Raw genomic sequence first — 26,476 nt, 5'->3', positions numbered from 1 at the left:
TCCGGAATCCATGCGGCAGCCGGCAACTTCGCTTGGACTCCGAGCCTGCGTTGCACGGCTCCCAGCCCTGCGATTTATTCTCCGGCACCCGCGCCCGTTATCCTTACGCCTTTCTTCAGCCACCCGGCCTTCGATGAACCAGTTGATCCTCCCCGCACCGCTGTGGCGCCGACTCACTTCGGCGCTCTATGACGGACTGCTGCTGTTGTCGATCTGGATGGTGCTGATGCTGTTTCTGGTAATCGGTGGCAGCTACGTGGGCGCTCCGGCGCCGCCGCATGTGGTGCGTGCGGTACTGGTCACCGCCGGTCTGATCTTCTTCGTGCGTTCGTGGACGCACGGCGGCCAGACACTGGGCATGCGCGCCTGGAGACTGGTGGTGCGTCGTAGCGACGGTACGCCGCTGAGCCTGACGCGCGCCACCCTGCGCTACCTGCTGGCCTGGGTGTCGTGGCTGGCGTTTGGTCTGGGCGTACTGTGGTGCCTGGTCGATGCGCAGCGCCGCAGTTGGCACGACGTGCTGACCGGTACCGAAGTCGTGGTACTGCCTAAGCCGGCAGGCTGAACGCCGCGGCTAAGCGGTTTCGAGCGTCACGCTGGCCAGCGCGAATTCGTGTTCGTCGCTGATCGAGACGTGCGCACCGATGATTCCCAGCGACTCCAGCTGCCGCGACAGTGCCGCCACGTAGATCAGGCCCGGCCGCCCCGATTCGCTGCGCACCGCGCCGACATGATCGTGCGCGATCCCACGAAAACCAGTGCCCATGGCCTTGACGAAGGCTTCCTTGACGGCAAACGCCTTGGCCAGGTACAGCACGCGACGACGCGGCAGACTCAGCACTTCGAATTCGCGCCGCTCGGCGTCGTGCAGGAGGCGATCGACGAAACGCTCGCCGTGGCGCTCGTACACCCCGGCGACTCGCGGCACGTGAACCAGATCGATGCCGGTGCCGTAGATCATGCAAGTGATCCGATCTGATCGGCCTGGCGCGCGTCGCGCATCGCCTGCCGCATTTCGGCCACCGCTGCGGCCATGCCGACAAACAACGAACGCGCGACGATGGCGTGCCCGATATTGAGTTCGACGATTTCTGGAATCGCAGCGATCGGACCCAGGTTTTCCACGGTCAGTCCGTGCCCTGCATGCACCTCCAGACCCTCCCGTGCGGCGCTTCGCGAAAATTCGCGAATACGGGCCAGTTCTTGCTCACGTTCCTGACCTTCGCGATCGGCATAGCCGCCGGTGTGAATTTCGATATGCGGCGCGCCGCTTGCCAGCGTGGCGTCGAGCTGGCGCGGATCGGCATCGATGAACAGGGACACGACGATGCCCGCATCGGCCAGCCGCGCGCAGGCTTCACGTATGCGACCGGTCTGGCCGGCCACGTCCAGCCCGCCCTCGGTGGTCAGCTCGGCGCGCCGCTCGGGCACCAGACACGCAAACGCCGGCTTCCAGCGACAGGCCAGTTCGATGATCTCCGGTGCCACCGCCATTTCAAGGTTGACGGGCACCGCTTGACGCGCCAGCAGGCGCTCGACGTCATGATCCTGGATATGGCGCCGGTCCTCGCGCAAATGCAGCGTGATGCTGTCCGCACCCGCCTCCCACGCCAGCAGCGCAGCGTCCACCGGGTCCGGATAACTGGTCCCGCGGGCCTGCCGAATCGTCGCCACGTGATCGACGTTGACACCCAAATGGATCACTGTGATTTCGGCCATCGTTCCTTCAATCCTCATTGGCTGGCTGGGTGCCATCGCGCATGCGGCGCAGGGACTGCAACAGACGTGGGGTTTCCAGCGGACGCTTGCCGATCAGCGGCGCCAGCCGGCTGCGCATCAGCCTTCGCGCATCGCCGAGCACGTCCGGGCGCGTCCACTCACGATTGGCGATGGCACACAGTTGATCGCCACGCCACGCGCCGTGGTCGGCACACACCGGTGCGCCGTCATGGTAATCGTAGCGCTGCGCGGGATCGAGGTCCCCGGCCTGCACCTCACCGTATCCGAGTTCGACCAGCAGTTCCATTTCGAACTCGCGCAATATGGGCGCAGCCGCCCGCTCGCCTTCAGCCAACGCGGCCAAGGCAGCGGCGTAGAAGGCATACAGGTCGGGATGCTGGATATGACGCGGCAGGCAGCGCATCAGCAATTCGTTGAGGTACCAGGCACAGATCAACTTCTCGCCGTTCAGGCGCAGTGCTTCGCCGCCGGACTCGGCGCCGGTCAGCGTGCCCAGTTCACCGGCTTCGATCCATGACAGCAATAGCGGTTGGAGGGGCTGCAAAAGAGCAGAGCGTCCGCCGCCACGCGTGCCGCTGACGCCACGCGCCACCAGGCCAACGCGGCCATGCTCGCGGGTAAAGATTTCCAGCAGACGGCTGGTTTCACGGTAGGCGCGCTGATGCAGCACAAAGCCGGGCTCCAGACTGACACGGGCACGGCTCATGGGGTCTCAGGTCGCATTCACGGCGCGATTACGAATCACCGACAGAACCGCGTCATTCGCCGTAGCCGAACTGCTGGAGCGCGCGCGGATCGTCGTTCCAGCCGTCCTTGACGCGTACCCACAGCTTGAGAAACACCTTGCCGCCGCCCCGTTCAAGTTCGCGCCGGGCCTGGGTGCCGATAGCCTTGAGCGTGCGCCCCCCCTCCCCGATCACGATCTTCTTCTGACTGTCTCGGGCTACCCAGATCACGGCAGAGATCCTCGTCAGGCGCCCTTCCTGTTCCCAGGACTCGATCTCCACCGCGGCCGAATACGGCAGTTCCTCGTGCAGCGCCATCATCAACTTCTCGCGCACCAGTTCCGCCACCGCGAAGCGCCGGTCGTGGCCGACGTTCTGGTCGGGCGGATACAGCGGCGGCCCTTCCGGCAGGCGCGATTCAAGCTCTTTCAGCAGCGGTTCCAGATTGTCGCGCTTGAGCGCGGACAGCGGCACCACGAAATCGAAGTTGCGGCGTGCCGTGAGGTCCTGCAAAAACGGCAGCAGCAGGTTCTTGTCGCGCAGCTTGTCGACCTTGTTGATGATCAGGGCGCAGGGCGTGGTCACCGCACTGAGCAGCTTGAGCACCATTTCGTCCTCTTCGGTGAGACGGCCCGCCTCGACCACGAACAGCACGACATCCACGCCTTCCAGACTTTGCGTGGCCACTTCGTTGAGGCGTTTGTTGAGCGCGAGCTTGGCCTTCTGGTGCAGGCCCGGCGTGTCGACGAACACGATCTGCATGTCATCGCCGTGCAGCACGGCCTGAATCTGATGGCGCGTGGTCTGCGGCTTGGCCGTGACGATCGACAGCTTTTCGCCGACCAGGGCGTTGACCAGACTGGACTTGCCGACATTCGGCCGGCCGACGACGGCGACCATTCCGCTACGCATGGGAGGGGTTCCTGCCGGTGCGATCAAAAGCCTGCCGCGTACAAGGACGCGAAGACGCGAAGGTGGTCAAAAGCGCAAAACCAAAGCGCTTCTTTCTCTCAAAGATTTTTACTTGGCGTCTTTGCGCCTTTGCGCGAGACCCGTTTTTCGCTGTTATCGACATCAGGGTTCCAAACGATCAATCATCAATTGCGCCGCACGCTGTTCGGCGATGCGCCGACTGGAACCTTCGGCCTGCTCGATCTCGTCGCTGTCAGGCAGACGGCAGTGCACATGGAAGCGCTGCTTGTGTGGCGGACCCTCGACGCGCTCCACGCCATATTCGGGACGCGGCCGCGCCTGTGCCTGCAAGAGCTCCTGCAGACGGGTCTTGGCGTCCTTGAGGCTCGCCGGATCCGGCAGGTTGTTCAGACGATCCTCGAATACGCGGGCCAGCATGGCACGCGTCTGCTCGAAACCGCCATCCAGATAGACCGCCGCGATCAGCGCCTCGACCGCGTCGGCAAGGATCGAGGCACGCCGGAAACCGCCGCTCTTGAGTTCGCCGGAGCCCAGATTCATCTCGTCGCCGAGCTTCAGCGCGCTGCCGATCACCGCCAGCGACTCCTCACGCACCAGGCTCGCGCGCAGGCGCGACAGATCGCCTTCGGTGGCCTTGGGGCAGCGATGAAACAGCAGTTCGCCGACGATGCCATTGAGCAGCCCGTCGCCAAGGAACTCCATGCGTTCGTTGTGACCGCTGGATGCACTGCGATGCGTCAGCGCCCGTTCCAGAATCTCCGGATCGCGGAACTCGTAGCCCAGCATCTGCGTAAGACGGCGGTGGCTCACGAGTCGCCGTTGTCGATCATCACTTCGCCCTTGAAGTACAAGGTGATGTAGACGTTGTAGAACAGGTGTTCCTCGACATAGTAATCATAGGCAAACGCTCGGCCGCCGCTCTTGGTGCGGATCACCTTGATGTCCTTGGGTTCAACCTGGGAGATGTAGTCGATATCCCAGCGACGTTGCAGGAAACCGCGCATCTGCGGCACGGATTCACCATTGCTTTGATCCGCCACGCCATGGAGCGCCTTGAGCATCTGGCCATGGCTGAGATAGACCGGAACGGTCTTGATTCCTACCGTCGCGAAGAACGCGATCAGGCCGAGAACCACGATCCAGCCCCAAAGGCCGAGCCCCTGCTGGTGCCGTCCGTGGAGTCCCCTGCTGCGCATCAGTTCACCCCGTCTCCGATCCGGTCGAAGGCCGGACGCTTCTTCACACCGTCCCAGCTCATCCAGATGAAGAATGCGTGGCCCACCAGATTATGCTCCGGAACGAAGCCCCAGCGACGCGAATCATCACTGCCGTCGCGGTTGTCGCCCATCATGAAGTAGTGGCCTTCCGGCACGATCCAGTAGCCGTCCCGTGCCGGATCCGAGGGGTTGATCAGAATTGGGTGGCGCACGCCGCCCAGATTCTCGGTGTACTTCTCGACGACGCCACCGGCACGGTGCCCCGGCGTGGGATAGACGCCATCGGGTTCCAGCGCCTGCTGTTCGCCATTGATGTAGAGCGTCTTGTTGCGATATTCGATGCGGTCGCCCGGCAGGCCCACCAGACGCTTGATGAAGTCCTTGCTCTGATCGAGCGGATAGCGGAACACCACCACGTCGCCGCGCTTGGGCTCGCCGAAATCAACCGCCTTCCAGTAGCCCACCGGCATGCGCAGGCCATAGCTGAACTTGTCGACGAGGATGAAGTCGCCGATCAACAGCGTCGGGATCATCGAGCCGGACGGAATCCGGAACGGCTCTGCCACGAACGAACGCAGCAACAGCACGATCAGGATCACCGGAAAAAAGGAGCGTGAAAAATCCACGATCGCGCCGGGCTTGTCATCGTCCATCGCGCCTTCTGCCGGCCCCTGGGCAGCACGGCGGCGCGGCCCCAGCAGCCACTTGTCGAGCGCCCATACCGCGCCGGTGAACAGCGTCAGTACCGTGAGCAGCACGGCAAAATCAAAATGGAATTCGTCGATGAACTGTTTCATTTAGCGGTTGTTCTCCGGCGCATTCCGGTGCGCCCAGCGGTCCGCGAGCTTCTTGGCCCGGCCCTATGACAATGTGCAGCGTTTCTATGATCCCTTGCGCTCGACGCCCAGCACGGCCAGGAACGCCTCTTGAGGTATCTCGACGTTACCAACCTGCTTCATGCGCTTCTTGCCCTCCTTCTGCTTCTCCAGCAACTTGCGCTTGCGTGAAACATCGCCACCGTAGCACTTGGCGAGCACGTTCTTGCGCAAGGCCTTGACCGTGGTGCGCGAAATCACGCGCGAGCCCACGGCGGCCTGTATCGCCACGTCGAACATCTGGCGCGGAATCACTTCCTGCATGCGCTCGGTGAGTTCGCGCCCCCGGGTCTGGACAATACTACGGTGGCAGATACAGGCCAGCGCATCGACTGAATCGCCATTGACCAGCACATCCAGCCGCACCAGATCGGCCGTCTGGAAGCGCACGAACTCGTATTCGAAGCTGGCAAAACCGCGCGACACGCTCTTGAGCCGGTCGAAGAAGTCGAGCACCACCTCGGCCATCGGCATTTCGACTTCCATCTGTACCTGGGTGCCGTGATAGCGCAGCTGCTTCTGCACGCCGCGCTTTTCCATGCACAACTGCATCACCGGGCCGACGCAGGTCTGCGGCATCAGAATGCGCGCGTTGATGATCGGCTCGCGGATGTCGTTGTAGTGACCGGCGTCCGGCAGGTCGGCCGGATTCTCGAACTTGCGGACTTCGCCGTCGACCATTTCCAGCTCATAGACCACCGAGGGCGCGGTGGTGATGAGGTTGAGGTTGTACTCGCGCTCCAGGCGTTCCTGCACGATCTCCATGTGCAGCATGCCGAGGAAGCCGCAGCGGAAACCGAAGCCGAGCGCAGTGGAGTTTTCCGGTTCGAAGTTCAGCGCCGCATCGTTAAGGCGCAGTTTCTGCAGAGCCTCGCGCAGATCCTCGAAATCATCGGAACTGACTGGGAACAGGCCGGCGAAGACCCGCGCCTGAACCTGGCGGAAACCCGGTAGCCGTTCCTTGCAGGGGCGCGCCGCGTCGGTCAGCGTATCGCCGACCGGCGCGCCGTCGATGTCCTTGATGCCGCAGACCACGATGCCGACTTCGCCGCAGCACAGCTCGTCGTGCGGCGTGCGCTTGGGCGTGTTCTTGGCGAGCACCGAGACCTCGTGGTCGCGCCCTGTCGCCATCACGCGAATCTTCTGGCCCTTGCGCACGCTGCCGTTGACCACGCGCACCAAGGACACGACACCCAGATAGTTGTCGAACCAGGAGTCGATGATCAGCGCCTGCAGCGTGGCTTCGGGATCGCCGCGCGGCGGCGGCATTTTCTTGACGATCGCCTCAAGCACATCGCCGACGTTGAGCCCGGTCTTGGCGGACACGTGAATCGCATCGCGCGCCTCGATGCCGATGATGTCCTCGATTTCCTTGGCGACGCGCTCCGGCTCCGCCGCCGGCAGATCGACCTTGTTCAACACCGGCAGGATTTCGACGTCCTCCTCGATCGCGGTGTAGCAGTTGGCGACCGATTGCGCCTCGACGCCCTGTGAGGCATCGACCACCAGCAGCGCGCCCTCACAGGCGGCAAGCGAGCGAGACACTTCGTAGGAAAAGTCGACGTGACCGGGGGTGTCGATCAAATTGAGCTGATAGATCTCGCCATCCGCGGCCGGATACTGCAGACACACGGCCTGCGCCTTGATGGTGATGCCGCGTTCGCGTTCGATCGGATTGTTGTCGAGCACCTGCGCCTGCATCTCGCGTTCGGTCAAGCCCTTGCAGAGCTGGATGAAGCGGTCGGCGAGCGTGGACTTGCCGTGATCGATGTGGGCGATGATCGAGAAATTGCGGATATTGGCCTGCTTCATGGGGGCCCGGAAGGGCAATTCTCTGGATAGGCGAAAAAGGCCGCACAGTATAAAGGAAGCACGTCAATCGGCTCCGGCATCGATTTCATTGAGGCGCGCCTGGACTTCGGCAACGTTGAAAAAGCTGCGGCAAACAGCCTGGCCGTGAGGATCGAGCAGCACCGGAATTTCGCGGCCATAGGCGAAACGCCATTCCGGGTCGTCGTCGACGCAGGCGCGCTCCAGCGGCAGGGCCGGGAATGCCTGCGAAAGCTCTGCCTCGAAGGCTTCACAGAGGTGGCACTCGGGACGTCCAAGCAGCAGCCACGTCGGGTTCACCGTGGCGGTGCCTTGATCGCAAGGAACAGCGGCGCTCCACGACGCTGCACCAGAATCGGCGCCTGCTGCCCCGGTGCGAGTCTTTTCACGACCTCATCGAAGCGCGCCGGACTATCCACCGTGCTCCCGCCAATCGAAAGAATGACATCACCCGCCCGCAAGCCGGCATCGCGTGCCGGGCCGGCATCTACCTCGGCCACGAGAACGCCGCCCGACACCACCTGCTCGCGCTGACGATCTTCGGGCGTGAGCGGCTCGATCACCAAGCCCAGCGAACCGGTGCGGTCGATCGGCCCGGATGACGGCGCCGACGGTGCGATTCCACTGTCCTGATTGCCTTCGGCGGCAAGCACGCCGATCGTCACGTTCACCGCCATGCGCTCGCCGTCGCGCAGCAGCTGCAAGGGCACCAAATCGCCGGGATCGGTATTGCCCACCAGCGGCGGCAGCGCCTCGGAGCTGGGCAGCACGCGGCCATTGAAATTGAGGATGATGTCGCCAGTGCGCAGCCCCGCGCGTTCAGCCGGGCTGTTCGGCATGACCCGCGCGACCAGTGCGCCTTCGGGGCGGTTCATGCCGAACGACTGCGCCAGTTCACGCGTGATCGGCTGCACCACCACGCCGAGCCAGCCGCGCAGCACCTGGCCGCGGTCCCGCAGTTGTTCGGCCACCTTGAGCGCCACATCGATCGGAATCGCGAACGAGATCCCCATGTAGCCGCCGGTCTGGCTGTAGATCTGGGAATTGACGCCGACGACCTCACCCTTGAGATTGAATAGCGGCCCGCCCGAATTGCCCTGATTGATCGCCACGTCGGTCTGGATGAACGGAACGTACTGCTCCGAGGCCAGATTGCGTCCCTTGGCGGAGACGATGCCGGAGGTCACGGAATGGTCGAAACCGAACGGCGAACCGATCGCCAGCACCCATTCACCGACGCGCAGGAGTTCGCTGTCGCCGATGCGCGCCGCAGGCAGGCCGCGGGCGTCGATCTTGAGCAGGGCGATGTCGCTGCGCTCGTCGATGCCGACCACGGAGGCGGCGAACTGTCGCCGGTCCAGCAGGCGCACGATAATCTCGTCGGCATCACGCACCACGTGGCGATTGGTCACAATGTAGCCGTCCGACCACAATACGAATCCGGAACCGAGCGATTCCATGTCTTCCATCGGCGCATCGCTGCCGCCCGGCGCCTCGAACGGCAACGGCGCGAATTCCGGCATATCTCTCGTCATCCCGGCATCGACGCGCGAGACCGTGCTGATGTTGACGACCGATGGGCTGGCCCGGTCGACGATGTCCACGAAATTCGGATAGCCGGAGTCCTTGGCACAGCCGACCAGCAGCACCAGACCGGCGGCCAGTGTGGACAAGACGCTCAGTCGCGGTGCGACGGACATCGCGAATCTCCCTACAGTTATTGTTGGCTTCGTCGGCAACGCAATGTGGTCACGAGCCGCCCGGTCGATCTTATGACAGCCTGGGGCACACCACGTCGACCCTTTCGTCGCGCCGCAGGATCATCGGCTGAAAACGGGCAGAATCGAGCCCCCCGACCCGCCAGCATACCCAAACGAAACCGGCGACCAGACCGACGATACCAAAAGCGCCCACCAGTATATCCGCGGCGTCGAGCAGGCGGTCGGCAAAGGCGCCGGCGGCAATCATCGAACCCAGCGGCGCCAACCAAAGCAGCAGCGAAGCTCGGATCAGGACCGATTCGTCCACGCCAACCACGACCATCTCGCCTTCGCGCAGATTCGCGATGCGCGACTTGGCCTGCAGCCCGGGACGCCGCGCCGTCACCAGTCGCGCCAACACGCCACCGCCACAGCCACGTCCTTCCGCGCAGCGCGGACAGTTGGAGGGGGAAATCGCTTGAACCAGAATTCTGCCGTCGGCCACCTTGTAGACGATGGCGCGCTCTTCGATCACGGCGAGGCTGTTTGCGTATCGGCTGGGGCGGCGCGCACCGCGCCCCCGATCATTTTCACGGTAGCCTGCGGCACTTCGCCGACCACCGTCAAATGATGCGTGCCGAGCATACGGCCAAACGCGTTGACCGCGCCCATATGCGACACACCCTCGAACGCCTTGCCATCGGAGGAGGAGGTGACCGCCGCGTAAATCGAAACCGCCGACAAGCCATCCGAGAACAACAAGTGCTCGACGACATCGTTATCGCCGCGCATCTGGCGCAGATCGCGCGTCATCAGACGGAAACCAGGAGGAACCTGATCGACGATCCATGCCGCAACCGCGCTCGGCGGCCTGGCGGAAACGCGTTGCGTGACTTTCTGGAAGCCGCTGAGATCCTGGGTGGTCTGGAAGTCTTCGGCGGCGATGGTCTTGGGGAACGTGACCTCGGTGAACATCAACTGTTCCAGCACGCGGCCGTCTTCGTCCAGCAAGGACAGTTTCAGCGGCACACCGGTGGTCTCATCGACCCAGAATTCATAACCGTAACGGTAGGCATCCTTGGGCTGGATACGGACACCGCGACACTGATGATCCGCGATGCGCATGCGGCCGATCACGTTGAATTCGTAGTACGCGCGCAGTTGATTGATGGTTTCGCGCGGCAGGCTGGGGAACAGACCCGTGGCCTTGCTTCGAAAGTCCACCGTGATCTTCTTCTCGCGCGGCAGTATGCAGGTGACCTCGTCATCCTCACGCAGGATTTCACGCGGCTCACCCGACATGGAGACCAGGCGTTCCCGCACCGTGCCGCCATCGAAACCATGGACCACATGCAGGGATTCGAGCACTTCACCGCTGCGATAGACGACCACGCCCTGATAATTGGCTTGCCGTGCCGATTCGCTCATACGCGTCAGCCAATCGGCCGCCACGTCCTCGCTCACGTCCTTCTGCTTGGCCGGCAGAGCGCTATCGGACTCCGCCGCCATCGCCGCCTGGCCGCACCACGCAAACAGGCAGCAGGCCACGGCCCACCGGCGTCCCCTCAGCATCGGATCAGTCTTCCTGCGACCGGTAGTCGGCGGTATGCGCGGCAAACCGGGCGTAGCCAAGGGTACCCCCCACCCCCTGCACCGACCGGTAATTGCTGTAATCGATCAGATAGTTGTTGAGCTGACGCGCCTGAGCATCCTCGATCTGGGCCCAGCGCAACTGCGCGGCCTGACGCGTCATGGCCGGCGAGGTCTGCGGCACCGTCGCCACCGTTTGCACCGTGGCGCCGTTGGCTACGGTCGCCGGCGCTACGGTCGCTGGCGCAGACATCGCCACCGGCGAAACATAGCTGTCGTCGTTCTGACTGGCGATCTGTACTTCACCGAGTTCGGGGCCGTTGACCATCACACCGACCACCACAGCCGCCACCACGCTGGCGGCGACGGCGAAGCCGGAGGCCTGCACCCAGACCGGTCGACGGCGGCGCAAGGGCACGACGTTGCCAGATACGCCGCCAGACAAGCCATGTCCGCCATCCGGGATCTCATCACCGATGGCGAGCATGACCCGATCGGCAAACGAAGGATCGAATGCTGCCACGACACCGCGCGACGCATCCCGTACGTATTGCATGCGACTGAAACCAGCGCGCGCGGCCTCGTCGCGTTCGAATGCAGCCAATGCGCGTTCGATCTCATGATCGTCGCATTCGCCGTCCAGTAACGCGGAAACCAGTTCTTCGGACATACCTGCTACCTGAATGCCGGGGGCGCCGACTGTGGCGCCATGTTGCCAACATAAACCACGGAACGTAAAGAAAGTTCCCCAAACGCGGAAAATAACCGCTCGAAAATCATGGCTGTGAGCGCTCCGGTACGTGATCGAGCAATGGTGCGATAGCGGCATCAATCGCCGCCCGCGCCCTGAAAATGCGGGAGCGCACGGTGCCGATCGGGCAGTCCATGACCTCCGCGATCTCCTCGTAGCTGAGCCCTTCGAGTTCGCGCAGCGTGACCGCCTGACGCAGATCCGCCGGCAGCTTGGCGATGGATTCGGCCACCTGGCTCTTGATTTCTTCGGTGAGCAACTGCGCCTCCGGCGTATCGACGTCGCTCAGATGTTCGGTATGCCCGTAAAGTTCCGCGTCCTGAACATCGATGTCCTGCAGCGCGGGACGACGATTGCGCGATACCAGATGATTCTTCGAAGTGTTGATCGCGATGCGGTAGAGCCAGGTGTAGAACGCAGACTGTCCGCGAAAACCGTTGATCGCCCGGTAGGCCTTGATGAAGCTTTCCTGGGCCACGTCCATGGAATCGGCATCGCCAACCAGGCGGGTGACCAATTGAATGACCTTGTTCTGATACTTGCGAACGAGCACGTCGAAAGCGCGCTTGTCGCCCGCCTGCACTTTCGCCACCAATTGTTGATCGATCTGATCGTCGCTCATCGCCGCCGCATCGCCGCATCTAGGATTGCCCGGCGACCGGCGCGACCGGGCACCCGCGCATATGTCGGAATCGTTACACTTGCTTTGCCGCACATCCACCCGTCGGCGACCGCAAGCGCGCGGAGTTTAACAAGCCGGTGCGTGCGGCGCCCGAATCGGAAATGAATCAAAGACCTGAGTCGCCGGAAGTCCTGATCCTCGGCAGCGGCGCTGCCGGGCTGTCGCTTGCCCTGCGCCTGGCCGACTTCGGCCATCGTGTCACTTTGGCGTCCAAGGGACCACTGGAAAGCGGCTCCACTTTGTGGGCTCAGGGCGGCATTTCCGCGGTTCTCGACGAAACCGACTCGCTGGAGTCGCATGTCGAGGACACCCTCATCGCCGGCGCCGGCCTGTGCGACGAAGCTGCGGTTCGCTTCACCGTCGACCGCGGGCCCGCCAGCATCGAATGGCTGATCAATCGCGGTGTGGACTTCACGCGCGACGAGGACGATCCCGCGCAGACGCGGCTGCACCTCACCCGCGAGGGCGGGCACTCGCACCGCCGCGTGGTCCATGCCGCCGATGCCACGGGCCGCGCCGTGGAAACCACGCTGTCAGCAATGGTGGCCGCTCACCCCAACATCCATGTGCGTGAGCAATGCATGGCGGTGGACCTGATCATCGACGCGCAGGGCCAGCGCGTGCTCGGCGCCTATCTGCTCGACATCGAACGTGGCGAAGTCGAGGCCGTCGCCGCCAAGGACGTGGCGCTCGCCACCGGTGGCGCCAACATGGTCTACCTGTATTCGAGCAACCCCAACGGCGCCTCCGGAGACGGCATCGCCATGGCCTGGCGGGCCGGCTGCCGCATCAGCAACATGGAATTCATGCAATTCCACCCCACGATCCTGTTCCACGAAGAATCAAGGTCGTTCCTGATTTCCGAGGCCTTGCGCGGCGAAGGCGCGGTACTGCGCCGCCCGGACGGCAGCCGCTTCATGGACGAATTCGACGCACGCGCCGAACTCGCTCCGCGCGATATCGTGGCGCGCGCGATCGACCACGAAATGAAGCGGCTCGGTGCCGACCACGTCTACCTGGACATCACTCACCGCCCCGCCGAATTCATTCGCAGCCACTTCCCTTCGATTCATGCACACTGCCTGGAACTGGGCATCGACATCACCACCGAATGGATCCCGGTCGTCCCGGCCGCACACTACACCTGCGGCGGCGTACTGACCGACCTGCGGGCGCGCACCGATATCGACGGCCTCTACGCCATTGGTGAAGTCGCCTGCACCGGCCTGCACGGCGCCAATCGCATGGCCTCCAATTCACTGCTCGAATGCCTGGCGTTCGCCGAAGCAGCTGCGGCCGATATTCACGAACGCCTGCCCGCCCAAGGCTGGCCCGAATCACTGCATCCCTGGGACGACTCGCAAGTCACCGATTCCGACGAGGATGTGGTGGTGGCGCACAACTGGCAGGAAATCCGCCGCTTCATGTGGGACTACGTCGGCATCGTGCGCAGCAACAAGCGCCTGCAGCGCGCCCTGCGCAGGGTCGACCTGCTGCGTGGCGAGGTCGAGGAGTACTACGGCAACTACCACATCAGCCCGAATCTACTGGAACTGCGCAACCTGCTCGTGGTCGCCGATCTGATCGTGCGCTCCGCGCTGTCGCGCACCGAATCACGCGGCCTGCACTACACCCTGGACTATCCGGAAACCACGCCCGGCGCGAGCGCCACGATACTGCCCGGGCGCGGCTGAGAAGCCGGACATTCAGGGAACCTATGCTGTCATGTGGTAGTCTTAGAACGTACTTGGGGGCGATCTGGGCTCGACGGTGATCACGAAATCCAAGGTGCATGCCGAGGTACGGTAATCCTCGTAAAACTTTTCCGTAACCTAAGCTAGTTGCGAACGACTCCAACTACGCCCTCGCTGCCTAAATAGCGGTGAGCGTCTGACCGGCTGGTGCTGATCCCACCGGACCCAGGCGTCGACTCAGATCAGATCGTGGTGACGTCCGCTCTTGGCCGATCCACTAAAACCCTAAGGAGCTAAGCGCCGTCGTTCCCTGCTCGTCGGGTAGTCGGTGCCGACAATCAAGGACTGAGCTAAGCATGTAGAGCCGAGGGTGGAAGATTGTCGGACGCGGGTTCGATTCCCGCCGCCTCCACCAATACTGGAGCCCCAACTGTTATCAGTTGGGGCTTTTTTTGCCTGTTTGCGCCGGTTCCCGCGTGTTGTTGGGGGTTCCTGCGGAAGCCTGCGGACTTCGCCTGCCGCCCGAATTGGCCGTTCCCGGCCACATTCCACTCTCTCCTCGCCATTCCTCGCTCCGCCAGCGGCGGTGTCTTCGGACAATTCGGCGAGGAACTGGCTCAAGGTGTCAGCGGTGCGCCCGTCGCCGACCCACAGCAAGGCGCCGGATTCAAGGTCATAGACCACGGTGACGTAGTCATGTCCCTTGGCGCGGGCCACTTCGTCGACGCCCAGCAGACGCACGCCGACAATGTCCCGAGGATGCAGCACCGGCAGCGTGGCTTTCAGATGCGCGCGGTCCATGTCCTTGACGGTCCGCCACGCCAGTCCCGTCCAGCGGGACACCGCACTGATCGGCAGGTGACGACACAGTGCGCTCACCAGCTCCGCCAGCCGCCGGGTGTACCGGGCGCCGGCTTCGACGAAGTCCAGACGCTCCACGCGCCGGTCGCGGGCGCCGATGACAATCTCCAGGTACTCAATGTCCAGCGCCACCCGACGGCCGAACATCGGCACGTCCCACACCCGCCGATGCCGCCAGCGATTCGGTCGACCTCGATGGCCCGTCACCGCATCGACCGGCGCGAACCGCCCATCGCGCCGGCACGACACGCCGATCACACCGTCACTTTCCACGGTCACCGCATTGACCACTTGGCCACGCAGCCCAACAATCCCCGCTGGGATAGTCGCTCTCATTTGTTCCCTGTACTCGAAAGCTTAGACGACCTTCGTTTTACAAGGACTTGCGTCGGGCGGCTATCCCTTTTCTACCTCATACAACTGCACAAGAGCCCGATAGACGCGAGCGGGCCCTCAAGCAAGTGCGCCACGACTTTCGCATCACTCTGCCCGATGGCCGCAGGGTCACGTGCTCCTTCAAGACCTAGTATTTCGATTCACTAATACGTTGACAATTACGTCAGCCCGAGGTCGAACTTCTTCCAGCGCATCACGGTTGGCGCTGCGTTCATTTCGGCAATGCCCTTGAGGATGCGCTCCTTGAGTTCGTCGCGCGAGCGCACGCGGATGCGACGCAGGAAGCTGCGCGCCATTTTCGAGAAGCTCATCTCGATCAGGTTGAGCCACGAGCCATGCTTGGGCGTATGCACATAGACAAAGCGGCCGGGACGCGTGGCCAGATAGGCCATGGTCTCCTTCGAGATGTGCGACGAGTGATTGTCCAGAATCACGCGGATCGTGCACGCAGCCGGGTAGTAGGCATCGAGCTCCTTGAGCAGACAGATGTGCTCGCGAGAGCGATGGCGCGGATGGACCTGCGCGATGATGTGGCCGTCATGCAGATCCAGAGCGGCCAGGATCGACAGCGTCCCATGACGGACGTACTCGTGGTCTCGGCTCCACGCCGCGTAGGCTCGCGGCTTGGGCGGCAGATCGGGCGCCGTGTTCTCAATGGCCTGTACTCCGGGCTTTTCGTCCAGACTCACGGTGATCACCGCCGGTGGGCTCGGGCCAGCAGCCTGCGCGTTCTGCAGCGCCACGTCCTGATACACCAAGAGAACCTCGCGCATCTTTTCTTCGAACGCCGGATCCCGTTGCTCCAGGTAGTACCGGATGCGATGCGGCTTGACCACCTGCGCGTTGAGGATTCTCCAGATCGTTGCCTTGCCCGCCTGCGCCAAGCACGCGTGTCCCGCCGCTGGCGCATGCTCGCGCGTGTAACGCGCCAACTCGCTCAACGTCCACAGTTCTGCGGCCAAGCCCAATTCCACCGGCTTGCGGCAATCTAGATGGGTCACCCAGGCCTTGGCATTCTCCGTAATGACCGCCTCGCGCGGACGGTGATAACGGTCCTTGAGTCCCGACGCGACGCCCGCTGCGAGCGCCTTGTCCACGCATTTGTAGATCGTCGGACGACTGACGTGCAGGGACCGCTCGATCTCGGTGATCCCTCGGCCGTCGGCATAGGCCAACAAGATCCCCGCCCGTTCCACTTCTCGTCGCGCCGCGGTGCGCGACTGTGCCAAACGCTCCAGCTCCCTGCGCTCCTCATCGGACATTCGCAATGCCGCTCGACTTGTCTTGCGTGCCATCACACCCTCCAGGTACCCATGTGCCTGGATGCAAATGATCACACCAAAAGGCATTTGCGTAAATGTTTTAGCGAATCTAACTACTAGAAACGCTGGACAGCGCTGGGTAGCGGAGCAGGAACGTCTCATTGAACTCGGCGCTGACCTGTCCGGTGAGGAGCGCTCGAATGAAGGCGACACTTGGCGTGATCATTGATCGTTACATGGCAGAGGTCGCGCCAAGCCTTGGTTCGCCCGGTGCCGCCAAGAGCTGCGCCGGCCCCCTGAACCGCGAAATGGGGAACATCCCGCTCGCCGTCCTTACGCCTGAGCTGATTGGCCAGTACCGAGAGGACCGCTGTTGAAGCGGTACACACAGCTGCGTGTCGAACAGATTGCGCTTAAAATGCACCGGCTAGCCCTTCAGTCGGCCGACAATGCGTCGCTGGAGGTCCAGTTCGCCGCAGTCCTCAAGGAATTGCGGTTGCTCCGGCAGATGCAATGATCTGCGCCTCGGTAGCTCAGTGGATAGAGCATCTTCCTCCTAAGAAGAGGGTCGTAGGTTCGATTCCTACCCGGGGCGCCAACTTTGCATTCTGGGTACAGATCAGCCATCCAAACCTGCGACGCACCACGGAATCTCTGGCCCGAATTTTTCATAAAAGCGGGTGAATTCGGCATCACGCAGTGCGTGATTCACGCTAAAATCCCAGATCGGTACGATCCGACTGGCCGGCATCGGCACCTTGCAGCTGGCCATGACGCTGTGCGCTGTGCTGCCGGGCAGCTGGCTGCTCGCGACGCCTCGTTCAGCCGAGCCCCGAACGCGCTCAGCCGCAAAGCGCCCGGCGCGCAGCCTGGTACTCGCATAGCAGGCGTTCCACCCGCTGGCCGACGGACTCGATCGCCTTGATCGCTCCAATCCCCTGCCCACAACCCCAGATGTCCTTCCAGGCCTTGGGGCCGACCGTACCGTCGCTCACTTCGGCTGTACCGAAGTCCATTGCGCTGGCGTCACCATCGGCCAGGTTATCCGGGTCCATCCCGGCGCGGGCGATCGAAGGTTTCAGGTAGTTGCCGTTCACTCCGCTGAATTGGCTCGTGTAGACGATGTCCGCTGCGTGGCTATCGACCACCATCTGCTTGTAGTCGCCGATCGCGTTGGCCTCGTCGGTCGCGATGAAGGCCGATCCGATATAGGCCAGATCGGCCCCCATGGCCTGCGCCGCCAGCACGGAACGGCCGTTGGCAATGCAACCGGACAGCAGCAGCGGACCGTCGAACCATTCGCGAATTTCCTGCACCAGCGCGAATGGCGAAGTCGTTCCCGCGTGCCCACCGGCGCCGGCAGCGACGGCAATCAGGCCATCGGCCCCCTTCTCGATCGCCTTGCGCGCGAAACGGTCATTGATGATGTCGTGCAGCACGATGCCGCCGTAACTGTGAATCGCCTCGTTGACGTCACTGCGCGCACCGAGCGAGGTGATGACGATCGGCACCTTGTACTTCACACATAGCTCGAGATCATGCAGCAGACGGTCGTTGGACCGATGCACGATCAGGTTGACGGCGAACGGCGCGGTGGGCTGCTCCGGATGTGCCTGACTGTGCGCCTCGAGCTCGGCGCCGATGCGTTGCAGCCACTGCTCGAACATCGCGGCGGGGCGTGCGTTGAGTGACGGAAATGAACCGACGACGCCGGCCTTGCACTGCGCGATCACCAGGTCCGGGTTGGAGACGATGAACATCGGCGAACATACCACCGGCAGGCTGAGCCGGCCTTCCAGAATCTTGGGCAAGGCCATCTGATACTCCTGAGTACGAGAATATTCTTGTTTTGCGCGCCCGAGCTGGCCGCCCGGTGTCGACACCGCTCACTCGGACCAGCCGAAGCGCTCCACCGTGGAGAAGATATCGTCTTCGGTAATCATGCCGATCACACGCCCGCCTTCCTCGATTGTCAGACGTGAGAAATTCCGCCTCGACAGCAGGCTGGCCGCCTCCCGAACAGAGGCTTCGGCCGCGACCGAGACCACAGGCCTCGTCGCGATCTCACCGACCTTGGTGGTCGCCGGATTCCGGTCGCCATTGACGATTTTGGTGACGATGTCGCGCTTGGTGAGGATACCCCAGGCGCCATTCGCGTCCGGCTCCACCACCACGCTGGAGACTCCCGCGTCCGCCATCACGTGCATCGCGGTCTCCACGTTTTCCTCGTCGGTCACGGTGATCAGGGAGCGCGCCATCAGGTCGCGCACCGAGGTGGGGACTTTGCCGGTCGCGACCAGCTCTTCCATGGGCTGCAGCAGACGGCGGATTTCGCGCTGCTTGCGCTCCTTCATCAACTGTTCCTGCTGCGCGCGCCGCTTCGCATCCAGGTCGATACCGCCCTGAAGGCGTTCGATCAGCGCGTCGGCGAACTGTGAGGTGCCGACTTCAGTGGCGCCGTCGATCTGGCGAGCGAAATCATAGGTGACGATGCCGTCGGTGACCACTTCCGGATAGGCCAGGGTGATCAGGTCCGCGGCTTCCTGCCACCCCATATACTCCAGCATCATCACGCCCGAAAACAGCAGCGACCCCGGGTTGACCTTGTTGAGGTTGGCGTACTTGGGCGCGGTGCCGTGCGTTGCTTCGAACACCGCCACGTGGTCGGCCATGTTGGCGCCCGGCGCGATGCCGACGCCGCCGACCTCGGCCGCGATCGCGTCGGAGAGAAAATCCCCGTTGAGGTTCATCGTGGCGAGCACGTCGAACTCCTCAGGACGCAGCAGCATCATCTGGAACATGATGTCGGCGATACGGTCCTTGATGACGATCCGTCCGTCTGGAACCTTGCCCTTGAACTCGCCGTAGAGCTGTTCCTCGGTGATGGTGACCTCGCCGAACTCCTCGCGCGCCACCTCGTAACCCCAGCTGCGGAACGCGCCTTCGGTGAACTTCATGATGTTGCCCTTGTGCACCAGGGTCACCGATTCGCGTCCATTGTCGATCGCGTACTGGATGGCCTTGCGCACCAAGCGCTTGGAACCGAATTCCGAAATCGGCTTGACGCCCAGGCCCGCGTCATTGAAGAACTTGGCGTTCAGCTCTTCGCGCAGGAATTTGGCGAGCTTGAGGTTTTCGGGCGTGCCGGCCTTGTATTCGATGCCGGCATAGACGTCTTCGGTGTTCTCACGAAAGATCACCACGTCAACTTTGCCGGGAGCCTTCAGCGGACTCGGCACCCCGGCATAGTGGCGGACCGGGCGCACGCAGGCGTACAGGTCCAGATCCTGACGCAACGCGACGTTGAGCGAGCGAAAGCCGCCGCCGACCGGCGTGGTCAGCGGCCCCTTGATCGAAATGACGAGGTCGCTGAGCGCCTCCAGCGTTTCGGCGGGACAGTAGTCGCCATCGTAGAGCCCGGCCGCCTTTTCACCGAGAAACACTTCGCACCAGTGGATCCTGCGTTCGCCGCCGTACGCTTTTTCGACCGCCGCGTCCCAGACCCGCAGACAGGCCCGGGTGATGTCCGGGCCGATACCGTCACCTTCGACGTAGCCAATGATCGGCTGGCTCGGCACCAGTAGCTTGCCATTGTCGATGCGAACTTTTTCGCCGGCTTCAGGGTATCGAACGTGTCGAGCCATCGTCTTTATCTCCTTGCGGATTCGGGATCGGCCTGGCGTGATGCGCAGATGGCTATTGTATACCCTGCCCCTCGCAGAACCGGACATTCACGCAGGCAGACCAACCACCGATCGGTGCCCCCCTGAAGCGTTCCGTGCGTCCGCCGAATTGATGGGCACCTCGCTGGCGAAGCCTTCGCGGCGCGCGCAGGCTCGGGCGGTCGACGGCGCGCTGATGGCCACGGTCTCGCACGGCGGCGGCCGGCTGCCGGCCGGTGGCGCCGCGTATGTCGCGACACCGACTGCCGAGGGGCCGCCGTGGTGAACTTTGCGACCGCGCTGCGCGAGGCCGGCGAATATCTGCCGACAACACCATCGAATCGGTCGAGGGACTGGCCCAGGGCGCTGTCAGCGACGAAACGGGTGGCCGCGCTGCGTACGCTGATCAACGACCTCGGCCAGGGCGTGGCTTGGGGCGCGCTCTATTTCAGAAAAAAAAGGCGGCCTGTCCGCAAACAGGCCGCCGCTCTGGTACATCTCATGCACTTGCTCTCAGGGCATCAGGCTTTGAGGCCTGCGGCCTCCTCCAGCATCTTCTTCAACTCGCCGGACTCGTTGAGATCCAGCGTGATGTCGCAGCCGCCGACCAGTTCGCCCTTGACGAACAATTGCGGAAATGTCGGCCAATTCGCATATTTCGGAAGCGCGCGGTAAATCTCCTCGTCTTCATAAATATTGACGTAGGCGAACTCCACCCCGCAGGACTTCAGAACCTGCACAACTCGTGCGGAGAATCCACACTGGGGAAAATCCGGACTGCCCTTCATGTAGACGATGATGGGATTTTCGGAAACCTGCTTTTCAATGCGCTCGAGCGCGTCCATAGGCCACCTCTAGGGCACGTGGGCTATTGCGGCCGCTGATTATAGGCGTTTGCCCCGTCAATTCCGAATCCGCCGCCAAACTGGGCCTCGTGGGGGCAACCGAACACCCGCTGAACGCCCGTCTGTCAACGCATTGGCAGGCGCTCGGCGACTTGGCGATCAATCGCGAATTCGCTTGAAAATGTCATGGTCGTGGCCTAAGGTTTTCGGCAGTTGCCACTGGCGACCCCCAAAGCAAGGCCGCGTACCCCGCGCCGGCCCCAGCCAACCAAGAGGAAATGATATGGCCCTGACGTTGCCCGAGCTGCCGTACCCCCGCGATGCACTCGCGCCACATATGTCGGCCGAGACGCTCGACTTTCACTACGGCAAGCATCACAAGAAATATCTCGATACTGCCAATGAGATCATTCCTGGTACCGAATACGAAAGCATGGCGCTGGAAGACATCATCATGAAGTCGTCCGGCAAGCTGTTCAACCAGGTTGCTCAGGTCTGGAATCACTCGTTTTTCTGGAACTGCCTGACGCCGAATTCCGGTGAGCCGGGCAAGGCGCTGGCCGACGCGCTGATCCAGAATTTCGGCGGTATCGAAGACTTCAAGAAAAAGTTTTCCGACGTGGCCGCCGGTACCTTCGGCTCGGGCTGGGCCTGGCTGGTCAAGAACAGCGACGGTTCGCTCGAAATCATGAGCACCGCCAATGCCGGCACACCGATGACCGAGGGCAAGACCGCGCTGCTGACCTGCGATGTCTGGGAACACGCCTACTACATTGACTATCGCAACGCGCGCCCGACCTATCTGGAGCACTTCTGGGCGCTGGTGAACTGGGATTTCGTGGAGCAGAATCTCGGGTAAGCTGTCTGCTGAACAAGGCTTGAAGCTCAGGGCCGCCGCGAGGCGGCCTTTTGCTTTCGGGCTGTGGCCTGGTTGCGCCGTGCTGCGTCACGGCGGAACTTTTCGGGGACTCACACCGTGACGCGTCATTTTCGACTTCTTTCGGACCTCGCAGCGTCCGAACTGCACGCATTGATTGACCGGGCCATCGTGCTCAAGGCCACGCGCCACGAGCATGCGCGGCCTTTGGCCGGCCGCTGTCTGGCGATGGTTTTCCAGAAAAGCTCGACCCGAACGCGCGTTTCGTTCGAGGTGGCGATGTTGCAACTGGGCGGCCACGCGCTGTTTCTGTCGCCGCGCGACACGCAGCTCGGCCGCGGCGAACCGCTGGCCGACACCGCCCGCGTGCTGTCGTCGATGTGCGACGGAATCATGGTGCGTAACGATTCCCAGGCGGAGCTTGAGGAGATCGCGCAGCATTCGCGCGTTCCGGTCATCAATGGCCTCACCGACAGGACTCACCCCTGCCAGCTGCTGGCCGATATCCAGACCTTCGTCGAACTGCGCGGGCCGATCGCGGGACGGCGCGTGGCCTGGATCGGTGATGGCAACAATGTCTGCAATTCGTTTCTGGAAGCGGCACGCCTGTTCGACTTCCAGCTCGCCGTAGCCTGCCCCAAGGGTTTCGAACCGGACCCGGACTGGCTGGCCTTCGCCGGCAGCCACGCCGAAATCGACGAGGACCCTGCTGTTGCCGCGCGCGACGCCGATCTGATCGTCACTGACGTCTGGGCCAGCATGGGCCAGGAAGACGAGCAGGCCGATCGGCTGTCGGCCTTCGACGGTTATCAGGTGAACGGGGCGCTGATGAAGCTGGCGAAGGCGGACGCCCTGTTCATGCACTGCCTGCCGGCGCATCGTGGTGAGGAAGTCACCGCCGAGGTCATCGACGGCCCGCAGAGCGTGGTCTGGGCCGAAGCCGAGAACCGGATGCATGCCCAGAAGGCGCTGCTGGAATTGCTGCTGTCGCCCTGAGCTGAAGGTGGCGCGCGCCGCATTCGCCGCGCGCCACGGCGCGACGTACCATATGACACCACCGTGAATCGCGGTTGACGCTTGAAAATGGCCCACAGGACCGATAGATGGGGCAAAACAGCTTGCCGGATGAAGTACAGAAAGATGTCACCGCCCTCGTTACGCGCGCACTCGCCGAGGACGTGGGCAGCGGTGATGTGACCGCCAAACTGATCGCTGTGGATGCGACGGCAGTGGGCTACGTGGTCGCCAGAGAAAGTGCCGTGTTCTGCGGACGCCCGTGGTTCGACGAGGTGTTCCGCCAGATCGACCCGCGCGTCGAGATCGCCTGGGACGTCGAGGATGGCGCCAGCATCCGCGCGGATGGTCGCCTGTGTGTCCTGCGCGGTCCCGCCCGCTCGATCCTGACCGGCGAACGCACCGGTCTGAACTTCCTGCAGACGCTGTCGGGCACGGCCACGGTGGTCCGCCGTTTTGTGGAGCGGATTCGAGGCACTCAGGCGCGCATCGTCGATACTCGCAAGACGCTGCCGGGTCTGCGCTCGGCGCAGAAGCATGCCGTATCGGCAGGCGGCGGCGACAATCATCGCTTCGGCCTCTACGACGGCATCCTGATCAAGGAAAACCACGTTGTCGCGGCCGGCGGCATCAAGGAAGCAATTCGCGCAGCGCGTGCACTGAATGCGGGTGTGCCGCTGATGTGCGAGGCCGAGAACCTGAGCGAGGTCCAGGCCGCACTGGAAGAACGCGTGGACCTGCTGCTGCTGGATGATTTTCCGACCCATATCCTCGCCAAGGCAGTCAACATGGGACGCGATTTTCGCCGCTACAACCGTGGCGACAGCGTGCTGGAAGCCTCCGGCGGCATCAGCCTCAACAATGTGCGCTCGATCGCCGATACCGGCGTGGACCGGATTTCGATCGGCGGCCTGACCAAGCATGTGCAGGCCGTGGACCTGTCGATGCGTCTGCTGGCGCCGGGCGCCGCGCTACCGGACATCAACGCCGCTCTGCGCATCGCCCTCAGGTAGTCTCGACAGCCGCCTTGCGTCGCCGACGCCTGACGGCGGGGGCCGGCTCGCGCAACAGGAATCCCAGCACCGACTCGTTGAACGCTTCCGGTACTTCCATCGGCAGACCGTGCCGGGTGCCGGGGAACGCCTGAAGCTCGCCCAACGGAAGCTCGGAGGCAAACTGCTGGACGTCTTCGAACGGAAAGTAGTCCTGCTCGGCGGCGATCACCAGCGTCGGAATCCGCAGCTTGGGCAGGTCCGCGCGTACCGACCAGCGCGCCAGCGCCAGCAGGCTCACCAGATAGGTATGGCGGTGATTGTGCTTGCTGCGTGCGATCGAACGTTCGCGCTGCGCGGTCTGGTCGGCGCGCGGAAACATCCGGCGCGACATGAACGTGGCGAGCAGACGCGGCCCGAACACCGTCATCAGCCCCATGCGCAGCGCGAATTCCCGATACTCCTCGAAATTGCGCGGCGTGAAGGTCGGAACACTGTTGGCGATGACCATGCGCTCGACCCGATCAGGCGCATCCACGGCCATCTGCAACGCCGTGGCGCCGCCCATGGAGTGCCCGACGATGCTGATCTGTTCCAGGCCCAGACGATCACACAGCTGCCACATCAGCTGCGCGAAATACGGCACCGAGTACAGGCGCAAGGGTTTGGCACTGTCGCCGTAGCCCGGAAGATCCGGGGCGATCACCCGGTAGTGCTTGGAGAACTCCGGAATCTGCGAATCCCAGTCGCTGCGATTGGCGCCGAGGCCATGAATCAGCAACAGCGGTGGACCGGAGCCCGCAGCCGTATAGCAAATGCGCATTCCATCGACGACCAGCGTATCCATGTCAGCGCATCGCGTCGCGGGTATCGCAGAAGCAGTAGGCGTACTGGTGCTGCGGATCGTTGACCCAGGCCAGCCGCCGGCTCCAGTCCAGTTGCGCGGCCATCTTCTCCAGTGCCGAGCCGAGGCCAGGCAGCATCGACAGGCTCAGGCGCGGACGCAGTTGCTGCAGCAGATTTGCCGGGAAACCCCAGTCGGGTTCGCGCCGGTCGATCTGATACTCCCCTTCGCTCAGACCCGCCAGTTCCGCAGCGGCCTGCACCGCGTCGTCGAAGCTGCCGAGCGCATCGACCAGGCCCAGTTCCTGGGCGTCCAGGCCGCTCCAGACGCGACCGCGCGCGATCTCCTCGACACGTTCCGCCGGCATGTCGCGCCCCTGGGCGACGCCATTGATGAAGGTCTGGTAGCCGTGTTCGATGCTCGCCTGGATGATGCGCGAGACATCGGGCGACAGCGGACGGTCGCCGCGGAACGCACCGGCCAAGGAGGTGGTGCCGACGCCGTCGACACTGATGCCGAGCTTCGAGAACGTGTCCTCGGTAGTCAGCAACAGGCCGAAGATACCGATCGAGCCGGTGACGGTGCTGGGATAGGCGTAGATCTTGTCAGTCGACATCGACACCCAGTAGCCGCCGGACGCGGCCACCGAGGACATCGAGGCCACCACCGGCTTGCCATCGTCACGCAGCGCGATCACGGCGCGACGGATGCGCTCGGACGCGGTCACGCTGCCGCCGGGTGAATCGACACGCAGGACTATGGCATCAACCTCGTCGTCGCGGCGGGCCTCATCGAGCAGACTGGCGATCAGGTCGCCGCCGGCCTGTCCGGGCTCACCGAATCCATCGACGATGGCGCCCTGCACCGTGACCACGGCAACCTTGCGCGCAGCGGTGCTCGGCTGGTGATGACGCACCGACTTCAGATAGGCCAGGTCGCGCACCTGACGGAAGCTGCCATGTCCTTCCTCGTCGATGCCCACGGTCTGGCCCATACGGGCACGGTATTCGCCGAGTGTTTCCAGGCGCGTGACCAAGCCGGCATCCAGCGCAACGCTGGCCGAATCGCCCCCGCTGCGTTCCATCTCGTCGGCCAGGCTCTGTACGTAGTTCGTCACCGGCTGGGCGTCGGGACCACGCTGCGCGGCGATCTCATCACCATAGACGCTCCAGAGATCACCCAGCCAGTCGCGATTCGCCGTCTTGGCCGCCTCCGACATGTCGTTGCGCAGGAACGGCTCGACCGCCGACTTGTACTCGCCCACCCGGAACACATGGACATTGAGCCCGAGCTTGTCGAGTCCGTCCTTGAAGAAATAGCCGTAGCTGGAGAACCCTTCGATCAGCACCGAACCCATCGGGTCCAGAGAAATATCGCTGGCGTGGGAAGCCAGCAGATACTGCGATTGACCGAAGAACTGGCCGTAGACCGTGACCGGCTTGCCGCTGGCCTTGAAACGGTCCAGCGCCATGCCGACCTCCTCGACCTGCGCCATGCCCGCGGCCGTCATTTCATCCAGCTTCAGCGCGATCATGCTGATGCGATCATCCTCGGCCGCGCGATCGATCGCCTCGACCAGATCGCCGACCTGGGTCTGCGACGGGCCTTCCCCGCTGAGTTCCTCGAAGAAGCGCTGCGCCGGATCCTGATCGCTGGCGTCGACCAGGGTGCCGGCCGGGGCCACGACCAGCGCGATGTTGTCTTCGATGGCTGGCGGCTGCCCACCGGCGAACATCATGTAGAGGATAAAAACGGACAGCAGCAGGCTGATCACCACGATCGCCCGATACACCAGAACGACGGCGCCCCAGATGAATCCGAAGACGCGACGGATCAGGGATTTTTCTTTGGTCATTGACGGCACATGTAAGCCCGCAGCGGCGGGACTGTAAGGACAAAAGGTCTGAAGTCGTCATTATGAACGACTTGCCTGAATGGGATGTTCGACGCAAGGTCACGCTCGCACGGAACCCGAACCGGCGTCGA

Annotated in this window: 28 protein-coding genes, 1 tRNA gene, 1 other RNA gene and 1 pseudogene; 9 read left to right on the top strand and 22 right to left on the bottom strand. The window is 63.2% G+C overall.

What is annotated here, in order from left to right:
• Nucleotides 1-133: 133 nt before the first annotated feature.
• A complete protein-coding gene (locus RM530_RS13860) occupies nt 134-565 on the top strand; it encodes an RDD family protein (protein ID WP_311365847.1) in 432 nt (143 codons plus the stop codon).
• A 9-nt stretch (nt 566-574) separates the two neighbouring features.
• Here RM530_RS13860 and acpS read toward each other — a convergent pair whose 3' ends face one another.
• From acpS to rpoE, 14 genes are all read right to left on the bottom strand, one after another.
• Nucleotides 575-961 (bottom strand): holo-ACP synthase, encoded by a 387-nt coding sequence (gene acpS, locus RM530_RS13855; protein ID WP_311365846.1) that lies wholly within the window; start codon nt 959-961, stop codon nt 575-577.
• On the bottom strand, nt 958-1,719 hold the full coding sequence (pdxJ, locus tag RM530_RS13850; protein ID WP_311365845.1) for a pyridoxine 5'-phosphate synthase: 762 nt from the start codon (nt 1,717-1,719) through the stop codon (nt 958-960). The genes acpS and pdxJ overlap by 4 nt, the downstream gene beginning before the upstream one ends.
• A gap of 7 nt (nt 1,720-1,726) precedes the next feature.
• A complete protein-coding gene (gene recO / locus RM530_RS13845) occupies nt 1,727-2,446 on the bottom strand; it encodes a DNA repair protein RecO (protein WP_311365844.1) in 720 nt (239 codons plus the stop codon).
• 52 nt (nt 2,447-2,498) lie between these two features.
• Entirely contained in the window at nt 2,499-3,377 is an 879-nt protein-coding gene (gene era / locus RM530_RS13840) for a GTPase Era (RefSeq protein ID WP_311365843.1), read from the bottom strand.
• A gap of 162 nt (nt 3,378-3,539) precedes the next feature.
• Complete coding sequence (rnc, locus tag RM530_RS13835; protein WP_311365842.1) at nt 3,540-4,208, bottom strand: ribonuclease III; 669 nt, start codon at nt 4,206-4,208, stop codon at nt 3,540-3,542.
• On the bottom strand, nt 4,205-4,594 hold the full coding sequence (locus RM530_RS13830; protein WP_311365841.1) for a DUF4845 domain-containing protein: 390 nt from the start codon (nt 4,592-4,594) through the stop codon (nt 4,205-4,207). Before RM530_RS13830 ends, rnc begins: the two co-directional genes overlap by 4 nt.
• Nucleotides 4,594-5,412 carry a signal peptidase I gene (gene lepB, locus RM530_RS13825; protein ID WP_311365840.1) on the bottom strand — a complete coding sequence of 273 codons (819 nt, stop codon included), beginning with the start codon at nt 5,410-5,412 and terminating at the stop codon, nt 4,594-4,596. The genes RM530_RS13830 and lepB overlap by 1 nt, the downstream gene beginning before the upstream one ends.
• Nucleotides 5,413-5,496: 84 nt before the next feature.
• Nucleotides 5,497-7,302 carry a translation elongation factor 4 gene (gene lepA, locus RM530_RS13820; RefSeq protein ID WP_311365839.1) on the bottom strand — a complete coding sequence of 602 codons (1,806 nt, stop codon included), beginning with the start codon at nt 7,300-7,302 and terminating at the stop codon, nt 5,497-5,499.
• Between the two features lie 63 nt (nt 7,303-7,365).
• Nucleotides 7,366-7,620: a glutaredoxin family protein gene (locus RM530_RS13815; RefSeq protein ID WP_311365838.1), complete on the bottom strand. Its 255-nt coding sequence runs from the start codon at nt 7,618-7,620 to the stop codon at nt 7,366-7,368.
• Nucleotides 7,617-9,020 (bottom strand): DegQ family serine endoprotease, encoded by a 1,404-nt coding sequence (locus tag RM530_RS13810; protein ID WP_311365837.1) that lies wholly within the window; start codon nt 9,018-9,020, stop codon nt 7,617-7,619. Before RM530_RS13810 ends, RM530_RS13815 begins: the two co-directional genes overlap by 4 nt.
• 70 nt (nt 9,021-9,090) lie before the next feature.
• Complete coding sequence (locus tag RM530_RS13805; RefSeq protein ID WP_311365836.1) at nt 9,091-9,555, bottom strand: SoxR reducing system RseC family protein; 465 nt, start codon at nt 9,553-9,555, stop codon at nt 9,091-9,093.
• Nucleotides 9,552-10,592, bottom strand: a complete 1,041-nt coding sequence (locus RM530_RS13800; protein ID WP_311365835.1) for a MucB/RseB C-terminal domain-containing protein — start codon at nt 10,590-10,592, stop codon at nt 9,552-9,554. The genes RM530_RS13805 and RM530_RS13800 overlap by 4 nt, the downstream gene beginning before the upstream one ends.
• A 4-nt stretch (nt 10,593-10,596) precedes the next feature.
• Nucleotides 10,597-11,280: a sigma-E factor negative regulatory protein gene (locus RM530_RS13795; RefSeq protein ID WP_311365834.1), complete on the bottom strand. Its 684-nt coding sequence runs from the start codon at nt 11,278-11,280 to the stop codon at nt 10,597-10,599.
• 106 nt (nt 11,281-11,386) lie between these two features.
• Nucleotides 11,387-11,983: an RNA polymerase sigma factor RpoE gene (gene rpoE, locus RM530_RS13790; RefSeq protein ID WP_311365833.1), complete on the bottom strand. Its 597-nt coding sequence runs from the start codon at nt 11,981-11,983 to the stop codon at nt 11,387-11,389.
• 161 nt (nt 11,984-12,144) lie between these two features.
• Here rpoE and nadB point away from each other — a divergent pair, with 161 nt between their 5' ends.
• Together nadB and ssrA are read left to right on the top strand one after the other, a co-directional pair.
• Complete coding sequence (gene nadB, locus RM530_RS13785; protein WP_311365832.1) at nt 12,145-13,737, top strand: L-aspartate oxidase; 1,593 nt, start codon at nt 12,145-12,147, stop codon at nt 13,735-13,737.
• A gap of 55 nt (nt 13,738-13,792) precedes the next feature.
• Nucleotides 13,793-14,152, top strand: a transfer-messenger RNA (tmRNA) gene (gene ssrA, locus RM530_RS13780).
• A gap of 185 nt (nt 14,153-14,337) precedes the next feature.
• Here ssrA and RM530_RS19025 read toward each other — a convergent pair.
• Both RM530_RS19025 and RM530_RS13775 read right to left on the bottom strand, forming a co-directional pair.
• Nucleotides 14,338-14,745, bottom strand: a pseudogene (locus tag RM530_RS19025) (helix-turn-helix domain-containing protein); the annotation flags it as partial.
• 407 nt (nt 14,746-15,152) lie between these two features.
• Nucleotides 15,153-16,289, bottom strand: coding sequence for an IS630 family transposase (locus RM530_RS13775; RefSeq protein WP_311365831.1), 1,137 nt, complete (start codon nt 16,287-16,289; stop codon nt 15,153-15,155).
• A gap of 167 nt (nt 16,290-16,456) precedes the next feature.
• Between RM530_RS13775 and RM530_RS13770 the strand changes: the two genes are divergently transcribed.
• Entirely contained in the window at nt 16,457-16,633 is a 177-nt protein-coding gene (locus tag RM530_RS13770) for a hypothetical protein (RefSeq protein WP_311365830.1), read from the top strand.
• Between the two features lie 145 nt (nt 16,634-16,778).
• Nucleotides 16,779-16,854 (top strand) — tRNA-Arg (locus RM530_RS13765).
• A 21-nt stretch (nt 16,855-16,875) separates the two neighbouring features.
• On the opposite strand, the gene RM530_RS13760 is transcribed toward RM530_RS13765, so the two are convergent.
• From RM530_RS13760 to icd, 3 genes are all read right to left on the bottom strand, one after another.
• Nucleotides 16,876-17,028, bottom strand: a complete 153-nt coding sequence (locus RM530_RS13760; protein WP_311365829.1) for a hypothetical protein — start codon at nt 17,026-17,028, stop codon at nt 16,876-16,878.
• Between the two features lie 70 nt (nt 17,029-17,098).
• Nucleotides 17,099-18,073, bottom strand: a complete 975-nt coding sequence (locus RM530_RS13755) for an NAD(P)H-dependent flavin oxidoreductase (protein ID WP_311365828.1) — start codon at nt 18,071-18,073, stop codon at nt 17,099-17,101.
• A 69-nt stretch (nt 18,074-18,142) separates the two neighbouring features.
• Nucleotides 18,143-19,900 carry an isocitrate dehydrogenase (NADP(+)) gene (icd, locus tag RM530_RS13745; RefSeq protein ID WP_349256247.1) on the bottom strand — a complete coding sequence of 586 codons (1,758 nt, stop codon included), beginning with the start codon at nt 19,898-19,900 and terminating at the stop codon, nt 18,143-18,145.
• A 151-nt stretch (nt 19,901-20,051) separates the two neighbouring features.
• Between icd and RM530_RS13740 the strand changes: the two genes are divergently transcribed.
• A complete protein-coding gene (locus RM530_RS13740) occupies nt 20,052-20,204 on the top strand; it encodes a hypothetical protein (RefSeq protein ID WP_311365827.1) in 153 nt (50 codons plus the stop codon).
• 235 nt (nt 20,205-20,439) lie between these two features.
• On the opposite strand, the gene grxD is transcribed toward RM530_RS13740, so the two are convergent.
• Nucleotides 20,440-20,763, bottom strand: a complete 324-nt coding sequence (gene grxD, locus RM530_RS13735) for a Grx4 family monothiol glutaredoxin (RefSeq protein WP_311365826.1) — start codon at nt 20,761-20,763, stop codon at nt 20,440-20,442.
• A gap of 283 nt (nt 20,764-21,046) precedes the next feature.
• On the opposite strand from grxD, the gene RM530_RS13730 reads away from it, so the two are divergent.
• The 3 genes from RM530_RS13730 to nadC all read left to right on the top strand — a co-directional run bounded on the left by RM530_RS13730 (nt 21,047) and on the right by nadC (nt 23,667).
• Nucleotides 21,047-21,622 carry a superoxide dismutase gene (locus RM530_RS13730; RefSeq protein ID WP_311365825.1) on the top strand — a complete coding sequence of 192 codons (576 nt, stop codon included), beginning with the start codon at nt 21,047-21,049 and terminating at the stop codon, nt 21,620-21,622.
• A 117-nt stretch (nt 21,623-21,739) separates the two neighbouring features.
• Complete coding sequence (gene argF / locus RM530_RS13725; protein WP_311365824.1) at nt 21,740-22,636, top strand: ornithine carbamoyltransferase; 897 nt, start codon at nt 21,740-21,742, stop codon at nt 22,634-22,636.
• 107 nt (nt 22,637-22,743) lie between these two features.
• Nucleotides 22,744-23,667: a carboxylating nicotinate-nucleotide diphosphorylase gene (gene nadC, locus RM530_RS13720; RefSeq protein WP_311365823.1), complete on the top strand. Its 924-nt coding sequence runs from the start codon at nt 22,744-22,746 to the stop codon at nt 23,665-23,667.
• Here the strand turns inward: nadC and RM530_RS13715 are convergent.
• Both RM530_RS13715 and sppA read right to left on the bottom strand, forming a co-directional pair.
• Nucleotides 23,660-24,493 carry an alpha/beta fold hydrolase gene (locus RM530_RS13715; RefSeq protein ID WP_311365821.1) on the bottom strand — a complete coding sequence of 278 codons (834 nt, stop codon included), beginning with the start codon at nt 24,491-24,493 and terminating at the stop codon, nt 23,660-23,662. The genes nadC and RM530_RS13715 overlap by 8 nt on opposite strands.
• Nucleotide 24,494: 1 nt before the next feature.
• Complete coding sequence (gene sppA / locus RM530_RS13710; RefSeq protein ID WP_311365820.1) at nt 24,495-26,345, bottom strand: signal peptide peptidase SppA; 1,851 nt, start codon at nt 26,343-26,345, stop codon at nt 24,495-24,497.
• Nucleotides 26,346-26,476 lie beyond the last annotated feature (131 nt).

It is taken from the genome of Banduia mediterranea, assembly GCF_031846245.1.
GTDB classification, from domain to species: domain Bacteria; phylum Pseudomonadota; class Gammaproteobacteria; order Nevskiales; family Nevskiaceae; genus Banduia; species Banduia mediterranea.
The sequence above is the reverse complement of the archived record's forward strand: the minus strand, read 5'-3'. Positions and strand labels throughout refer to the sequence as shown.

Excerpts from the sequence above, each read along its gene's own strand:
- RM530_RS13860 (WP_311365847.1), top strand. The coding sequence starts at position 134 with ATGAACCAGTTGATCCTCCCCGCACCGCTGTGGCGCCGACTCACTTCG.
- acpS (WP_311365846.1), bottom strand. The coding sequence starts at position 961 with ATGATCTACGGCACCGGCATCGATCTGGTTCACGTGCCGCGAGTCGCC.
- pdxJ (WP_311365845.1), bottom strand. The coding sequence starts at position 1,719 with ATGGCCGAAATCACAGTGATCCATTTGGGTGTCAACGTCGATCACGTG.
- recO (WP_311365844.1), bottom strand. The coding sequence starts at position 2,446 with ATGAGCCGTGCCCGTGTCAGTCTGGAGCCCGGCTTTGTGCTGCATCAG.
- era (WP_311365843.1), bottom strand. The coding sequence starts at position 3,377 with ATGCGTAGCGGAATGGTCGCCGTCGTCGGCCGGCCGAATGTCGGCAAG.
- RM530_RS13830 (WP_311365841.1), bottom strand. The coding sequence starts at position 4,594 with ATGCGCAGCAGGGGACTCCACGGACGGCACCAGCAGGGGCTCGGCCTT.
- lepB (WP_311365840.1), bottom strand. The coding sequence starts at position 5,412 with ATGAAACAGTTCATCGACGAATTCCATTTTGATTTTGCCGTGCTGCTC.
- lepA (WP_311365839.1), bottom strand. The coding sequence starts at position 7,302 with ATGAAGCAGGCCAATATCCGCAATTTCTCGATCATCGCCCACATCGAT.
- RM530_RS13810 (WP_311365837.1), bottom strand. The coding sequence starts at position 9,020 with ATGTCCGTCGCACCGCGACTGAGCGTCTTGTCCACACTGGCCGCCGGT.
- RM530_RS13800 (WP_311365835.1), bottom strand. The coding sequence starts at position 10,592 with ATGCTGAGGGGACGCCGGTGGGCCGTGGCCTGCTGCCTGTTTGCGTGG.
- RM530_RS13795 (WP_311365834.1), bottom strand. The coding sequence starts at position 11,280 with ATGTCCGAAGAACTGGTTTCCGCGTTACTGGACGGCGAATGCGACGAT.
- rpoE (WP_311365833.1), bottom strand. The coding sequence starts at position 11,983 with ATGAGCGACGATCAGATCGATCAACAATTGGTGGCGAAAGTGCAGGCG.
- nadB (WP_311365832.1), top strand. The coding sequence starts at position 12,145 with ATGAATCAAAGACCTGAGTCGCCGGAAGTCCTGATCCTCGGCAGCGGC.
- RM530_RS13775 (WP_311365831.1), bottom strand. The coding sequence starts at position 16,289 with ATGGCACGCAAGACAAGTCGAGCGGCATTGCGAATGTCCGATGAGGAG.
- RM530_RS13770 (WP_311365830.1), top strand. The coding sequence starts at position 16,457 with ATGAAGGCGACACTTGGCGTGATCATTGATCGTTACATGGCAGAGGTC.
- RM530_RS13760 (WP_311365829.1), bottom strand. The coding sequence starts at position 17,028 with ATGGCCAGCTGCAAGGTGCCGATGCCGGCCAGTCGGATCGTACCGATC.
- RM530_RS13755 (WP_311365828.1), bottom strand. The coding sequence starts at position 18,073 with ATGGCCTTGCCCAAGATTCTGGAAGGCCGGCTCAGCCTGCCGGTGGTA.
- icd (WP_349256247.1), bottom strand. The coding sequence starts at position 19,900 with ATGGCTCGACACGTTCGATACCCTGAAGCCGGCGAAAAAGTTCGCATC.
- RM530_RS13740 (WP_311365827.1), top strand. The coding sequence starts at position 20,052 with ATGGGCACCTCGCTGGCGAAGCCTTCGCGGCGCGCGCAGGCTCGGGCG.
- grxD (WP_311365826.1), bottom strand. The coding sequence starts at position 20,763 with ATGGACGCGCTCGAGCGCATTGAAAAGCAGGTTTCCGAAAATCCCATC.
- RM530_RS13730 (WP_311365825.1), top strand. The coding sequence starts at position 21,047 with ATGGCCCTGACGTTGCCCGAGCTGCCGTACCCCCGCGATGCACTCGCG.
- nadC (WP_311365823.1), top strand. The coding sequence starts at position 22,744 with ATGGGGCAAAACAGCTTGCCGGATGAAGTACAGAAAGATGTCACCGCC.
- RM530_RS13715 (WP_311365821.1), bottom strand. The coding sequence starts at position 24,493 with ATGGATACGCTGGTCGTCGATGGAATGCGCATTTGCTATACGGCTGCG.
- sppA (WP_311365820.1), bottom strand. The coding sequence starts at position 26,345 with ATGACCAAAGAAAAATCCCTGATCCGTCGCGTCTTCGGATTCATCTGG.